Genomic DNA, 14,503 nt, shown 5'->3' on the forward strand with positions numbered 1-14,503 from the left:
CTATTCTTAAGGAACTATCATGAAGATGAGTTTCTTTAAGAATGGAAAAACAAAAATACTAAGAAGACTCTACTCAATTGTAAAAAAAGAGGAAAGCATTTATTAATAAGTCTATTGATTGACTAGATTTCATTCTCTATGGTGTAGCACTGGTTTTGTTTTGCATGTACGATTCTTAGTATAATCATACATGCAATTTCAAATAAAAAAATCCCCTTGTTTAGCTATCAAAGCAGAATAGTTGCAGAAGGAATACATAATTTTGTAGAGAAATTATGCTTATAAACTTAAATTAAGGGGGGAGAATTATTGAAATTCATACCAATTGATATAAGTAAGCATAAAGAATATATAATTCCTTTTCGTAGGGATTCTTTCTTTGTAAGTTTTGGTACAGATAAAGATTTTGGATATGAAAAAAAATATCTCGATTGGTTACAACAGCAGTCAGCCAAAAACCCTAAAGGCTTTATTTTAGTAGTTGAAAACGAGGAACCAATCGGTCAACTTGAATTAACTTTTAAGGAATATGAGGGAAGAGAAATTGGTTATATCAATCTTTATTATCTTATTCCGGAAAAACGAGGAATGGGGTTAGGTTCACTTTTACACGATTATGCAATTAATTTCTTTAAAGACAATTACGTTAGTGAATACCATCTTCGTGTTTCCCCATCCAATGAACACGCAATAGTATTTTATAGGAAAAATGGAATGAAACAGATTAAATCTGAAATGGATGGGAAAGTGCTTAGAATGTCTGGAATCATTTAAAGACTGAATTGTTAGCTCCATAAGAAAGCCGCCACAAGGTCAGCTTCCTCAATCAGATCTTAGTTAACTTAACGAAAGAAATCCGAACCGCATCAATTAGTTGATCCCTACACCATTTATTTAACGTTTGTTCGGATTCAGGGATTTCTGCCTCTATTAATAATCCAAAGCTTGTTCTTTAATTTAATTATAAATTTCTTGTTCTTCTTTGGTTAAATACTCAACCTTTTTTGACCTTTTATTAAAGGAATTAAAAAGTTGACAAGGAGGACCTCTAGTTATCCAATTCTTATCTTGAAATATTCAATAAATAAACACATAATAAAGCCAAATAAAAAGATCTATTAGTATTTATTGGTTTGTATGTTGTGAAGATGTTACTGCCAGCTTTATCATCTGTAAGATAATCTACTTTGTTAGAGTTTCTAGAGGACAGAGTCCCATAGCGGGGAGCGTCTCTTTTTACTATTTACTAGACTTCTTATGATTTCTGCAAAGACTTTATCTTGGAGATGGTTTTATAGATTTACTGGATGTATTGACCCCTTATTGTGAGGCGTTATCTAAGGTGATCGAAACTGAAAACTGGCATTTATAACTGATGGCTGCTGTTACGTTACCCGATATTTGTACGTCATTTGAAGGAAAAAATTGTACAAGGTGAACCAGGAAAACATTATAATGAATGGTTTAATACTTACGTTACAGACTATCAGAAGACGGTACATCGTCGTAAGGGAGTGGGCGAGACTCATACCGTTCAAGAATATCTAGAGTTAATTAATAGGCCCTATACTGTTGAAGACATAGAAGAACATCATCTGGTGTTTTTTAAGGGTGTTCTTTCGTATGCTTTACGTTGTGTGATTGTACATAATGGTGATGGAGAAGTGGCCAAACAATGGGTTACGAAGAAGCCATTTCACCTAGATTCTATATTGGAAATTCAGAAGATTATGTTTGATACAGAAACTCCAGATTTAATTTTTCAGCAACTTGGCAATATAGGTATTTTGAATCCTAAGGTTTATTGTGAAAAATATTTTAAATGGCGTTAAAAAATGGATTAATGTTAATCAGAAAAATCCAGTGGTGTTAACACGTGCGGCCGATATGTTAGTGTATGAATGGTGGCTTCTGATGTTAAATATCCAATCAATTTTTCCGATACTCTCATGTCCCCCGACGTATCCATCATGTATCCTAGAGGGTTACGGTATGGATACGAATATTACGTGGCTTAATTGGGGCATTTTTAGGGTCATCTTTCTAATCTAGTTTAACAGAGGACCTCTTTAATACTGTGGTGAAAAAGAGTATACTTTAAGTTCAATAATAACTAATCCGGAACGTGCTTCGTTCAGTGGGAACAGGGGTTGAGATATGTGGCAAATACACATGTTTATTCAAATAAAGAAGAATTAGTCAATGCAATTACACATGGGATTGGTGTGCTGTTAAGTCTAGTTGCGTTAGTATTCCTAGTTCTGCACTCCTCAGAATTTGGGACAGCCGGGGATATAGCAGCAGCTGTGATTTATGGGATATCCATGTTGGGTTTATATACATGCTCTACTCTCGTTCATAGTTTTCCTCAAGGGAAGGCAAAGGATATTTTAGAGATATTTGATCATTCAGCGATTTATTTCTTTATTGCAGGTACATATACACCTATCATGTACAGTTTAAACGGTAAGCTTGGCTGGACACTGCTAGGGATTGTTTGGATTGTCGCATTAGCAGGTACATTGTTCAAAACATTTTTTGTTAAACGATTTCTCTATCTTTCAACGGTTCTATATATTGCGATGGGATGGATGATCGTGATTGCTTGGAAGCCATTAACAGAAGTTATACCAGCAGCAGGGATGCAGCTTCTTATTGCAGGAGGACTATTATATACGGTTGGAGCCATTTTTTATGTATGGAGAGGGTTTCCCTTTCATCATGCGATCTGGCATGTATTCGTTCTCTCAGGATCGATTTTACATTTCTTTACAATTTTCTTTTATATCATCCCTTTCAACCTATAAAACACACCGGCAGACAAATTCTGTCGGTTTTTTGAGCTATTTTTGATAAATTGGTTTATTCGGCAGAGTTTGGGAAAGAATAATAGTATAAAAAAAATTGGAGGCATCATAGATGAAAAAATCATTAAAAGTTTTAGCCGTACCAGCAGCTGCTATGTTTCTGTTAACTGGTTGTAACGATAAGGACGAAGTGAAAGAGCCTAATGTGACCGACAATACGGATCAAACTAAAAATAACACAAACCAAACCGAAAACAATACAGGAAATAAGGAATCAGCAGAAACCTCTACCATTTCCTATCAAGATTTTGATCTTGATGTAGAATATCTTGTCGATGAGAAAAATAAAAAATATAAAGAATATAATGCGGAGTATGAAACAGATAATAATAAAACAGAAGCTTCTATTACAGATGAACTCAAGGATACCCACTTGCATGGCGATGAAGCAATGGATGAATTAATGCCAAAACTAGAAAAACTTACATTCAATAAAGATACTTCTGAAGAAGAGGTGTTTAGTGAAGTCACGAAGGTATTTAACCTAGATGAGGACTATGATAAGCTTGAAATTGATGTGAAATTTACGGATGGAACAGAAAGAGAATATATGAAGAAAAAATAAGGAAAAACCGGCCTCTACGTTTAGTAGGAGCCGGATTTTTTTGTGTTCACAGGGAGAAGCCTAGCAGACTTAAGACGTTGATAAACGGTAATACCAAGATATCCCGCTAAAAAGGCTTTTATCAGACCTACCAGGATAAACGGAGCTGAACCTGAGTAAAATGCAGCAGTCCATGTGAGTGAAAGAGTTACTTTTAACCAGAGGGTACCCAATACTAGTGTAAGGATCATCCCTAAAATGTTTGCTAGTATGGCATTGAATATAGTGAATTTGGTTTTTTCTAAAAGAAAACCGGTTAAGAAGGCGACGGGCAGATAACTTAGCAGGTATCCGCCTGTTGGACCAACAATTATCCCAACGCCTCCGCTCATTCCAGCAAATACGGGCAGACCGACAGCACCTAAGATTAAATATAACCCAACGGCTAAGGTCCCTTTTCTTGAACCTAAGATGGTTGCAGCTAGACCAATGGCTAAGGTTTGACCTGTAATAGGAACAATAGGCAGAGGGATGGTAACTTGAGCTAAGATACAAATAATAGCAGTAAAAATAGAAATAATCATCATCGTCTTTAATTTCTCATGAGTAGATTGTTGTTTCACTTTCTCATCTCCATTCTATATGTAAACTTAAAATAAAAATAGGTTTACATATAGATTAAGACGTAATTCTATTTTTGTCAATTAGGTAGTTGAATTTTTATTATTTTAGAAAACCTATATTGCGTTTTCTTTTTCTCATAACGGGGAATATAAGAAAGACGTTATAAATGAAAAAAGAAATCAGTGAGAGAAGGTATATAGGAATGGATGGAATTTTTTATGCACTGCTGCCAGCAATAACGTGGGGGAGCCTTGTATTAGTCAGTGAAAAGTTAGGCGGAAATGCTCACGCTCAGACTCTGGGAATTACAGTCGGTGCATTCTTATTTTCAGTTGTTATGTTTTTTGTAAAACAGCCGGAAATGGATGGATTAATCTGGGTTATTGGAATTATATCAGGGATGGGTTGGGCATTAGGCCAACTAAATCAATTTAATAGTGTGAAACATTTAGGGGTATCTAAGACAGTCCCCATTTCGACGGGATTACAGCTCTTAGGAACAACCTTCTTTGGAGTAGTTATTTTTAAGGAATGGAGTACGCAAACAACGATTATTTTAGGAATCGTTGCCCTCCTTTTAATTATTTCAGGTGTCGTCTTAACCGGTATGGGCGGTAAAAGTGAGGAGAAGAAAGGGAATATGAAAAAGGGTATTACCTTTCTTGCAATATCGACCGCAGGTTATGTTTTGTACGTAGTGATAATCAGATGGTTTGATATAAATGGCTGGGCAGCGATCTTGCCGCAGGCAATTGGTATGGTGGCAGCATCACTCATTCTTTCTATGAAACACAAACCATTTAATAAATACACAGTCCGTAATATCCTTGCCGGAATTATGTGGGCAGTCGGAAATATCGGATTATTGCTGGCTAACCCTAAGGTTGGGGTAGCCGTCGGTTTTTCATTATCACAGATGGGTATAGTCATTTCAACACTTGGAGGTATTTTTCTCTTAGGCGAAAAAAAATCTAAGAAGCAACTGGTCTTTGTTATCAGCGGATGTGTGCTGATTATCGCCGGGGGAGTCGTTCTTGGGATTACAAAAAAATAATGAGTATAGGAGAGATGAAGGATGTATGAAGATTTAAAAGGAAAAGTGGTTGTTATTACAGGTGCTGGTACTGGTTTAGGAAAAGCAATGGCAGAAAGGTTCGGAAAAGAAAAAGCAAAAGTAGTCCTCAATTATCATTCAGAGAAAAATGATTATAAAGAAACAATTCAAACGATTGAAGCAGCTGGCGGTAAAGCTGCCGCGCTAAAAGGAGATGTCACAAAAGAAGAAGATATTAAGAAGCTGCTGGATTTTGCCGTAGAAAAATTCGGAAGTATTGATATTATGATTAATAACGCTGGAATGGAAAACGAAGTTCCATCTGAAAAGCTGACGCTTGAAGATTGGAATAAAGTTATAGATGTAAATTTAACAGGCGTTTTCCTTGGCAGCCGAGATGCCATTGATTATATGCTTGAGCATGATATTAAAGGAAGTATTATTAATATGTCTTCGGTGCATGACAGAATTCCATGGCCTCATTTCGCCCACTATGCAGCAAGTAAGGGCGGTGTGAAGATGCTGACTGAAACGCTAGCACTCGAATATGCACCAAAAGGAATCCGTGTAAATAATATCTCACCTGGTGCAATTGATACACCAATCAATGCAGAGAAATTTAATGATCCTAAAGCTAAGCAAGAAGTCATCGACCTCATTCCAATGGGTTATATCGGAAGACCAGAGGAAATTGCGGCATGTGCGGTATGGTTAGCTTCAACAGAGTCAAGTTATGTAACGGGAATGACTTTATATGCAGATGGCGGGATGACCAAATATCCTGGTTTCCAAGCTGGTAAAGGTTGATCATGCAAAGTGGCTGTCGAGAAACTCTCGGCGGCTTTTTTTTTATCATAACTATATTACGCTTACATCCACAATCTAAAGCACCCCTCACATTTTCAATCCACTCATAACAAACTGAACCATCTTGAAAAGACAGCGACCCATTTTCAAAAAAGTCAAAATTATACCCGCTAGGGTATTTCTGGCTCCGAAATAGAACCCAGACGGGAATAAGCATCTCGAGACGGGAATACCTAGTATTCAGACGGGAATAAGCTTCGTCTAGACGGTAATACAGCGTTGCCAGACGGGATTAACAACAAACGAAGCAAGAAAATAGAGGAAATACCCCCCATGAGTGAGAGTGTCGTTAAAAAAACCAAAAGAAAGTTGATGTGTTAGATTATTTTGAAAATTAATTGGCAAACTTTGAAACCTATTGATTTTTCATACGTAAATACTAGTATCCAGAAATGAAAGGGGAGGCTGTAATGAGAAAGAAGAAAGGGATGTGCTGTCATCAGCTGTTTATTCAACAAATTAGCAGTGTAAAGGGTGATCATCTATGGAATTGTTTGGCTTACCACTAGAAACAGTTTATTTGTATACCTTATTAATCTCTGGGGGTTTAACTCTATTTCTTATTTTATTTAATGATGTTTTTGCTGGAATAGATGGTCCTGATTTTTTAAATCCTGTACTGATCGTAGCTTTTTTGGCTGTTTTTAGTGCTTCGGGATTTATATTTGAAAAAGTATCTAGTCTGAACGAGCTTTTGGCAGCGGGATTATCAGCACTTATTGGTTTATTAATAGTTAGTTTTTTGAATATTTTTGTATTGATTCCGTTAGCTTCAGCAGAAGAATCGCTTTCCTTTCATGAGTCGGCACTGAAAGGAAGGGTTGGCAGGGTACTTACTTCTGTTCCTGAAAATGGATTTGGTGAAGTTCTTATTGAGGGAAACAGCGGTTCCATTGCTAAACCTGCCGCTAGTTTCGAAAATGAGGGGATCCCTGCTTTAACAAGGGTACTCATTGTGGATGTTAAAAATGGCATCTTATATGTCACACCTTATTTGCAAATAGAAGATATTAACTAGGGGGTTTTTATATGTTTGATTTAATCTATGTGGTCGTTGGAGTCGTTGTCATTTTACTTGCTTTAATCGGAGTGTTTGTGACGAAGTATCGTACGGCAGGTCCTGATGAAGCCTTAATTATTTCTGGAAGTTATCTTGGCAGTAAAAGTGTTCATGTTGATGAGTCAGGGAACAAAGTTAAAATAGTTCGTGGCGGCGGGGCGTTCGTGTTGCCTGTATTCCAACAGGCGGCACCACTTAGTTTATTATCTAGTAAACTCGAAGTCTCCACACCAGAAGTTTACACGGAGCAAGGTGTTCCGGTTATGGCAGATGGTGTAGCAATTATTAAAGTTGGCAGTACGATCAGTGAAATCGCTACTGCAGCCGAGCAGTTCCTTGGAAAGCTGAAGGAAGAACGGGAATTGGAAGCACGTGAAGTACTTGAAGGACATTTACGGTCTATTCTTGGTTCAATGACAGTAGAAGAAATATATAAAAATCGCGAGAAATTTTCACAGGAAGTACAGCGTGTAGCCTCACAAGATCTCGCGAAAATGGGACTTATTATTGTATCATTTACGATTAAAGATCTTCGTGATAAGAATGGCTATCTCGATTCACTTGGTAAACCTAGAATTGCTCAAGTAAAACGAGATGCTGATATTGCCACTGCTGAAGCAGATAAAGAAACGAGAATTAAACGTGCAGAAGCATCCAAGGATGCACAACGTGCCGAGCTTGAACGCGGTACTGAAATTGCAGAAGCTGAGAAAATTAATAAATTGAAAATTGCAGAATATCGTCGTGAACAGGACATCGCTAAGGCTCGTGCTGACCAAGCATACGACCTTGAAACAGCCCGCTCAAAACAAGAAGTAACAGAGCAGGAAATGCAAATTAAAATTATTGAGCGGCAAAAGCAAATTGAGCTTGAAGAAAAAGAAATTCTCCGTCGGGAAAAGCAATATGATTCAGAGGTAAAGAAAAAAGCAGATGCCGATCGCTATGCAGTTGAGCAGGCGGCTTCAGCTGAAAAGATGAAACAAATAACAGAGGCGGATGCTAATAAATATCGGATTGAGGCATTGGCAAAAGCTGAATCAGAGAGAGTCCGTTTGGATGGTCAAGCTAAAGCAGATGCAGAAAAAGCCCAAGGTACGACTGAGGCGGAAATTATTCAATTGAAGGGTATCGCAGAAGCTGAAGCGAAACAGAAAATCGCAGAAGCGTTTGAGCAATTCGGTCAAGCAGCTGTTATGGATATGATACTGAAGATGCTTCCTGAATACGCCAAACAGGTGGCCGCTCCACTTGGGAATATCGATAAGATTTCGATTGTTGATACAGGGAATGGAAGCGGAGCGAATAAGCTGACTGGTTATGCAACAAACTTAATGTCAACACTGCAAGAGTCGTTAAAAGAGTCTTCAGGGATTGATGTGAAAGAAATGCTTGAAAGCTTTGCAGGGAAACGAACCATGTACACGCAGCTTTCAAAAGAAGAACAACAACAGATTATTGAAAAAGTGCCGACAGCATCAGCACTTGAGAAAGAATAAGCAGTCATCACAAAACGGGGAAAAGTCTGAGTCGAGACTTTTTCCCGTTTTGAGCTTTTATAGGTTATTTACTCAAGAAAATTTGAAAATTTGGTAGTAATGCCTATGCATTTCAGCCCATAAAAACATAGGTTGTAAGGAGGTATAGAGAGAACCTTTTGAGGAGGCGTATTATGTATCAAGGATATAGACAAATATGTGTGAATCCAAGCGATATGCGGAGACCATGGGGGTACGGGAGACCGTACGGTTATGGTCGACCACCCTATGGGTATGGGGGATATGGCGGAGGATTTGGATTCGGCCCAGGATTTGGTCCGGGGTTAGTCGGTGGACTTGCCGCAGGAACATTGCTTGCTCCAGCATTGTATGGCGGATTTGGCTATCCATTTTTCTTTTAACTAAAAAACAGCCTGCATCTCAAATAACGGGTTTATTTTAGAGGTGCAAGCAGGTAAAACACATTAGAATTCACAGATGAATTCTAATGTGTTTTTTGTTATTATATCAATGTTTGTGTGCATCTTTTTCTAAATTTCACACCCTAATTCGCATAAAAAATCTTGTGATTTATACTGTGAATGGAAGTGTGAATAGAAAACGGAGGTTAAAATCCCTATGGGAATGAAGTTTATTGAGCTTAAAAACAAGCGAGCCGAAAAGGTTGGATGCAAAATCTCTGAACGCAATCGTTCGATCGTGAAATATTATACGGAATACACAGAGTTTACGGAAGAGGAAGTTGTTGATGAGTTTCTGCTCAATCTCTTGGATAATAAGAAGTTTCTAAAATGCGTGGAAGGCAAACGTTATAATAAGCGTATTTTAGCTCAACTCTTCGATACGGAGGATGATGCTAATTTAGCATTATTGACAAACAATTTACCTTGAATGATATATCGTATTTCAAGAAAACCCGATGATTTGGGTTTTCTTTTTTTTGGCAAATCCCTAATATTTAGGTCATATTTTGAATTACGATGGTATGATTTAAAAAAAGAATGAGGAGCGTGAATATCGTGTCGGAAACAAAGTTTGTTGAACTTCAAAAAGAACTTTTTGGCTTAAATGAACTAGGTAAATACGATGAAGTTCATTCACTGATTGAAAAAGCACAGGATGAATTTCCCGAAAGACTAGATAAAACAATTTTTTGGAGGGCTTGTGTTTATTCTGTTCAAGGAAACCAAGAAAACGCCATCGCAGCTCTTAAAGAGGGTTTGCAAAAAGGAATATGGTGGAATCCTTTGACATTAACTCGTGACCAAGATTTAAATAACCTCCAAAACATCGAAGAATTTAAAATAATAGTAAATGAGTGCCAGGAAATTTTGGGAAATCACAAACATATATCTAAACCCCAACTGTTTACTTACGGAAATGATAAATCAAATACAGGATTATTTTCTTTGCATTGGCGGGGTTCTAATGTGAAAAATTTCGCTCCTTATTGGTTTGACAACGGTTTGTTAGACGATTTTCTTTTTGCATTTCCGCAATCATCTCAGGTCTTCGGATACAACGCTTATTGCTGGGACAATCAAAATATTGCAGTTGAAGAAATTACGGTATCATTCAGGGATTTCAAAAAAAAATTTAATACAAAACAGGATATTATTGCTGGTGCATCGCAAGGTGGGAAATTAGCGATTGAACTAAGTTTAAATGGAAATATTCTTGGAACAAAAGGATTTATTGCAGTTATTCCTGCAATTCAGGATGTGACTTCTTTAAAAAGTTTATTAGTGGGAAATGGAAATAAAATTAAGGGTTGCATTATCACGGGAGATAAAGACCCTTTTTACAATAAAACCGTTGAATTAGTAAAACTTTTAGAAGAAAACGAATTTCAATGCAAATTGATGGTCAAAGAGGGATTGGGTCACTTTTTCCCTACTGATTTTACTGATTTATTAAAAGAAGCCGTTGAATTCATTCATAAGACTTAAAAGTAAATATTGGATAACTAAAAAGAGCTTGAAATAACTCAAGCTCTTTTCTTGTGAATTTGAATGTGAATTACTCTGTGAAAATTTAGCGATTATTGTTGCTTTTTGAACTATGAATTGATGTTTTGCACCCAAAGGTAAACTCGTTAATCTCAAAGCAGGCTGTTTATCAATCAAAAAACCTTACTAATCCCCGCAAAATTAATTTGAAGGGAAGCAATAGAATTTCGAACAAAACGTCAACAAAAAATTCACCTATCGTTTCAAAAAGGGTATTCTTATCAAGTTGTTTACGTTTTTTTCTTATTTTCACACCGATTTCTCCCACCCATTAGCATAATTAATTATGTCAAATGGTGGTTAATAAGTAAATGAAAAGTTAATGCCAATAAAAATCAGGATCATGTTTTAAGTTGTTTTTATGGTACAAATTTTCGAATATCCGAAAATGGAAAGCAAATTCATCGAATATTAATGACTGTTCAGGTTCGAATCCATAGCATTCTAAGAACTTTTCTAATAGTGCTGGATTATCAATTTGTTCGAATAGTCCTGATACATAGACTTGATAGTGAAAATTACGGTACAGAAAGTCATAACCAGCTGCTTCAAATACATATTCAACTTCTCTAGATTCCACTTTATCACCCCTTACTCTTTCATTATTCCAGATATAAGGAGATTTAAAACGTGCATTATTGCAAACAGAAGAGGAGCCTCAAAAATGAGACTCCTCTGTCTGTTTTTATTTATACATTTCTGCTACTTGTTTTTGTACTTCTGCATCTTCTAGGTATTCGTCATAAGACACTTGCTTATCTACGATACCTTTTGGCGTAATTTCAATAATTCGATTTGCAATGGTTTGCATGAACTGGTGATCGTGAGAAGTGAAGAGCATAGAGCCCTTAAAGGCGATCAAGCCATTATTCAATGCTGTAATGGATTCTAAATCTAAATGGTTGGTAGGTTCGTCAAGCATAAGAACATTAGCGCCGCCCAGCATAGCCTTAGACAGCATACAACGAACTTTTTCTCCACCCGACAGGACGCTAGCTTTCTTTTGGACCTCTTCACCAGAGAATAACATCCGGCCAAGGAATCCACGTAAGAAGTTTTCACTTTCGTCGTTAGGCGAGTATTGACGCAGCCAATCAACCAGTGTTAAATCGCAGCCTTCAAAAAACTCTGCGTTATCTTTTGGTAAATACGCTTGAGTCGTAGTAATTCCCCATTTAAACGTTCCGCTGTCAGGTTCCATTTCACCAGCTAAAATTTTAAATAGAGTAGTTTGTGCATTCTCGTCTTGACCAATAAGGGCAATTTTGTCCCCTTTATTCATAATGAAAGTGATATTATCAAGCACTTTTTCACCATTAATGGTTTTTGTAAGTCCACTTACCTGCAGCAAATCATTTCCAACTTCACGGTCAGGAGTAAAGTTAACAAAAGGATAGCGGCGGGAAGAAGCTTGGATATCATCTAATGATATTTTGTCTAATAATTTTTTTCTTGATGTTGCTTGTTTGGACTTCGAAGCATTCGCACTGAAACGTGCAACAAATGCCTGTAGTTCTTTAATTTTTTCTTCTTTTTTCTTATTAGAATCTTGAGATAAGCGTTGAGCAAGCTGGCTTGATTCATACCAGAAATCATAGTTACCCACATAGACTTTAATTTTTGAAAAATCAAGGTCAGCAATATGTGTACATACTTTATTGAGGAAGTGACGGTCATGGGAAACAACAATAACAGTGTTTTCAAAACCGATTAAGAATTCCTCAAGCCATTGGATTGCTTGTAAATCAAGATGGTTGGTAGGCTCATCGAGTAAAAGAACATCCGGTTTACCAAAAAGTGCTTGTGCAAGTAAGACTTTAACTTTGTCTCCGCCTGCTAGTTCAGACATTTTTTTATCATGAAGTTCATCCGTAATACCAAGACCTTTTAAAAGAATCGCTGCTTCAGGCTCAGCTTCCCAGCCATTAAGTTCAGCAAATTCGCCTTCTAATTCAGCTGCCTTCATACCATCTTCATCAGTAAAATCAGTTTTCATATAGATGGCATCTTTCTCTTGCATGACTTGATACAAACGTTCATGCCCCATCATAACCACTTTCATAACTTCATGTTCTTCATATTCAAAGTGATTTTGTTTTAAAACGGCAAGTCGTTCGCCTGGACCCATATGAACGTCGCCGCTCTGAGCTTCAATTTCACCTGATAATATTTTTAAGAAAGTTGATTTACCTGCTCCATTGGCACCAATTAAACCATAGCAATTGCCAGGTGTGAACTTTATATTTACATCTTCAAATAGCTTGCGATCACCATATCGCAGGCCAACATTATTTACTGTAATCATTTATATACATTCCTCCAAACGACAATATCTATAAAAGTATAACATGGAAGGGGCATAGATAAAAATATTTTCCGGATTTGAGTGAGCATTACCAGGCAATTTGGCTGTTTTGGTTAAGACGTTCAAGTTCCTTTTCTTGTAAGTCAATAAACAACTGAGCAAATTCAGGGTCCCATTGTGTGCCTTTTCCATCTCTTAAAATGGAAATTGCTTCTTGAGGACTCATGCTATTCCGGTAAGTACGATCAGAAGTCATGGCATCATATGCATCAGCCACTGCGATAATCCGTCCGAACAATGGGATGTTTTCTCCAGCAAGGCCTTCCGGGTATCCTTTGCCATCAAAGCGTTCATGGTGATACTTAATGCCAGGTACGAGTGAAAGAAGTTCATTTGTCATATTATACTGTTCAAAGATTCCAGCACCAATAACAGGGTGTTGCTTTATTTGGTTAAACTCATGGTCAGTCAGCTTACCTGTTTTTAAGAGAATGGCATCTTTAATGCCAATTTTTCCGATATCGTGAACAAGTGCGGATTTTCGCAATTGATCGAGCTGTGCAGGAGCAAGTCCCGCTTTTGCTCCGATTAGGCCTGCGTATTTTGCCACTCTGATTGAATGTCCTGCAGTATAAGGGTCACGGGCATCTAAGGTTGCAGCAAGCATGGTGAATATATTATTAAGCAGGTCCTCATTTTTTTGATCATGTTCCTTAATGGCATCAACCATATGATTAAATCCTGAAAAAAGATGGGAAAACTCATCTGAATAAGGATTTTCAATGGTTGCTAGTTTACCATTCTTTACTGCAAGCATCCCGGTCTTTAATTCTTCAATCGGTTCTTGAAGGTTGCTAGTTAACAGCAGGGCACCGCCAAGTGCGATAAGAAGTAAAATAATAACAAAGAAAACGGCGGTCCAGATGAAATCCTTTAGAAAGGAAAAATTAGTTTCATAAGATTTAGCTAATAAAACGATTCCAGAGAGCATGACAGGAAAAATGGTTAAGAATATAAAACTAATAAGAATTTTGGTGCGCATTCTTAAAAAAATTCCAGTTTTTAGCGTATTTGTATGTGAATTTAATCGATTTGATGTAACTGTTATATGGTTAATGACTGGTTTTATGGCGTTTAATGAAAGAAAATATTCTATTAATGCATGCATGGATGTGATGAGAAGAGCTCCAAGTAAGGCTAAAAGTAAATAAGAATAGGGTATCGTAAGTAAGTTCAGGTAGATAAATAGGGCAGTAAGACTAATTCCAGGTACAGATATTCCCAGAAAATGAGCACTTAACAAACGATAGACGGCTTTGATTGGATAGACTTGAGCCGTTGAATAAGCTCTGTTTACCAATTCAATCGAAGGAATATCCATGCTGAAGTACTCCCTAATCGGAGCCACTTGAATTTGATAAAGATAAAATTCACAGATAACCATAATGACGGACGAGACACACATAATCCCAATTAGAATAAGGACTTCTCTAGAGACAAGGTCTATGGTTTTAAATATAAGCAGGCTTCCTAAAATAAATACAGCGCAAAAGGAGCCGATAAAATAGTTTCTCAAAATTTGTTTTTGGAAAGAATGATACAGATCCAGATGAATCGCCTCCTAATCCCCCATATTATAGCAAAAAAACATAGTAAAAAGTACCCATAAAAAAG

General features: G+C 37.0%; 15 protein-coding genes. 11 read left to right on the plus strand and 4 right to left on the minus strand.

The features are described 5' to 3' along the window. Positions 1-309: 309 nt before the first annotated feature. The 4 genes from WYK_RS19430 to WYK_RS19445 all read left to right on the plus strand — a co-directional run bounded on the left by WYK_RS19430 (position 310) and on the right by WYK_RS19445 (position 3,432). Entirely contained in the window at positions 310-774 is a 465-nt protein-coding gene (locus tag WYK_RS19430; RefSeq protein ID WP_040376110.1) for a GNAT family N-acetyltransferase, read from the plus strand. 638 nt (positions 775-1,412) lie between these two features. Then, positions 1,413-1,832, plus strand: a complete 420-nt coding sequence (locus WYK_RS19435; protein WP_040376111.1) for a hypothetical protein — start codon at positions 1,413-1,415, stop codon at positions 1,830-1,832. 327 nt (positions 1,833-2,159) lie between these two features. Beyond that, the gene (gene trhA / locus WYK_RS19440; RefSeq protein WP_040376112.1) at positions 2,160-2,807 is read left to right on the plus strand and encodes a PAQR family membrane homeostasis protein TrhA; all 648 of its coding nucleotides are present in this window, start codon (positions 2,160-2,162) and stop codon (positions 2,805-2,807) included. Between the two features lie 112 nt (positions 2,808-2,919). Next, the gene (locus WYK_RS19445) at positions 2,920-3,432 is read left to right on the plus strand and encodes a YusW family protein (protein ID WP_040376113.1); all 513 of its coding nucleotides are present in this window, start codon (positions 2,920-2,922) and stop codon (positions 3,430-3,432) included. Between the two features lie 20 nt (positions 3,433-3,452). Here the strand turns inward: WYK_RS19445 and WYK_RS19450 are convergent, their stop codons facing one another. After that, the gene (locus tag WYK_RS19450) at positions 3,453-3,998 is read right to left on the minus strand and encodes a biotin transporter BioY (protein WP_040376141.1); all 546 of its coding nucleotides are present in this window, start codon (positions 3,996-3,998) and stop codon (positions 3,453-3,455) included. A 239-nt stretch (positions 3,999-4,237) separates the two neighbouring features. Here WYK_RS19450 and WYK_RS19455 point away from each other — a divergent pair, with 239 nt between their 5' ends. From WYK_RS19455 to WYK_RS19485, 7 genes are all read left to right on the plus strand, one after another. Further along, a complete protein-coding gene (locus WYK_RS19455) occupies positions 4,238-5,089 on the plus strand; it encodes a GRP family sugar transporter (RefSeq protein ID WP_040376114.1) in 852 nt (283 codons plus the stop codon). Positions 5,090-5,110: 21 nt separating this feature from the next. Further along, positions 5,111-5,896 carry a glucose-1-dehydrogenase gene (locus tag WYK_RS19460; RefSeq protein ID WP_040376115.1) on the plus strand — a complete coding sequence of 262 codons (786 nt, stop codon included), beginning with the start codon at positions 5,111-5,113 and terminating at the stop codon, positions 5,894-5,896. A 544-nt stretch (positions 5,897-6,440) separates the two neighbouring features. After that, entirely contained in the window at positions 6,441-6,974 is a 534-nt protein-coding gene (locus WYK_RS19465; RefSeq protein WP_040376116.1) for an NfeD family protein, read from the plus strand. Between the two features lie 11 nt (positions 6,975-6,985). Continuing rightward, entirely contained in the window at positions 6,986-8,515 is a 1,530-nt protein-coding gene (locus tag WYK_RS19470) for a flotillin family protein (RefSeq protein ID WP_040376117.1), read from the plus strand. A 173-nt stretch (positions 8,516-8,688) separates the two neighbouring features. Then, positions 8,689-8,916, plus strand: a complete 228-nt coding sequence (locus tag WYK_RS19475) for a hypothetical protein (RefSeq protein WP_051387738.1) — start codon at positions 8,689-8,691, stop codon at positions 8,914-8,916. 217 nt (positions 8,917-9,133) lie between these two features. Further along, a complete protein-coding gene (locus WYK_RS19480; RefSeq protein ID WP_235782567.1) occupies positions 9,134-9,406 on the plus strand; it encodes a hypothetical protein in 273 nt (90 codons plus the stop codon). A 128-nt stretch (positions 9,407-9,534) separates the two neighbouring features. Next, entirely contained in the window at positions 9,535-10,464 is a 930-nt protein-coding gene (locus tag WYK_RS19485) for an alpha/beta hydrolase (protein ID WP_152526515.1), read from the plus strand. Positions 10,465-10,843: 379 nt separating this feature from the next. Here WYK_RS19485 and WYK_RS19490 read toward each other — a convergent pair whose 3' ends face one another. From WYK_RS19490 to WYK_RS19500, 3 genes are all read right to left on the minus strand, one after another. Continuing rightward, positions 10,844-11,104, minus strand: coding sequence for a hypothetical protein (locus tag WYK_RS19490; RefSeq protein WP_040376119.1), 261 nt, complete (start codon positions 11,102-11,104; stop codon positions 10,844-10,846). A gap of 105 nt (positions 11,105-11,209) precedes the next feature. Beyond that, positions 11,210-12,829: an ABC-F family ATP-binding cassette domain-containing protein gene (locus WYK_RS19495; protein WP_040376120.1), complete on the minus strand. Its 1,620-nt coding sequence runs from the start codon at positions 12,827-12,829 to the stop codon at positions 11,210-11,212. Positions 12,830-12,917: 88 nt separating this feature from the next. Further along, on the minus strand, positions 12,918-14,210 hold the full coding sequence (locus WYK_RS19500) for an HD domain-containing phosphohydrolase (RefSeq protein ID WP_161629160.1): 1,293 nt from the start codon (positions 14,208-14,210) through the stop codon (positions 12,918-12,920). Between the last annotated feature and the right edge of the window lie 293 nt (positions 14,211-14,503).

The organism is Peribacillus psychrosaccharolyticus ATCC 23296, assembly GCF_000305495.1.
Taxonomy (GTDB): Bacteria; Bacillota; Bacilli; order Bacillales; family DSM-1321; genus Peribacillus; species Peribacillus psychrosaccharolyticus.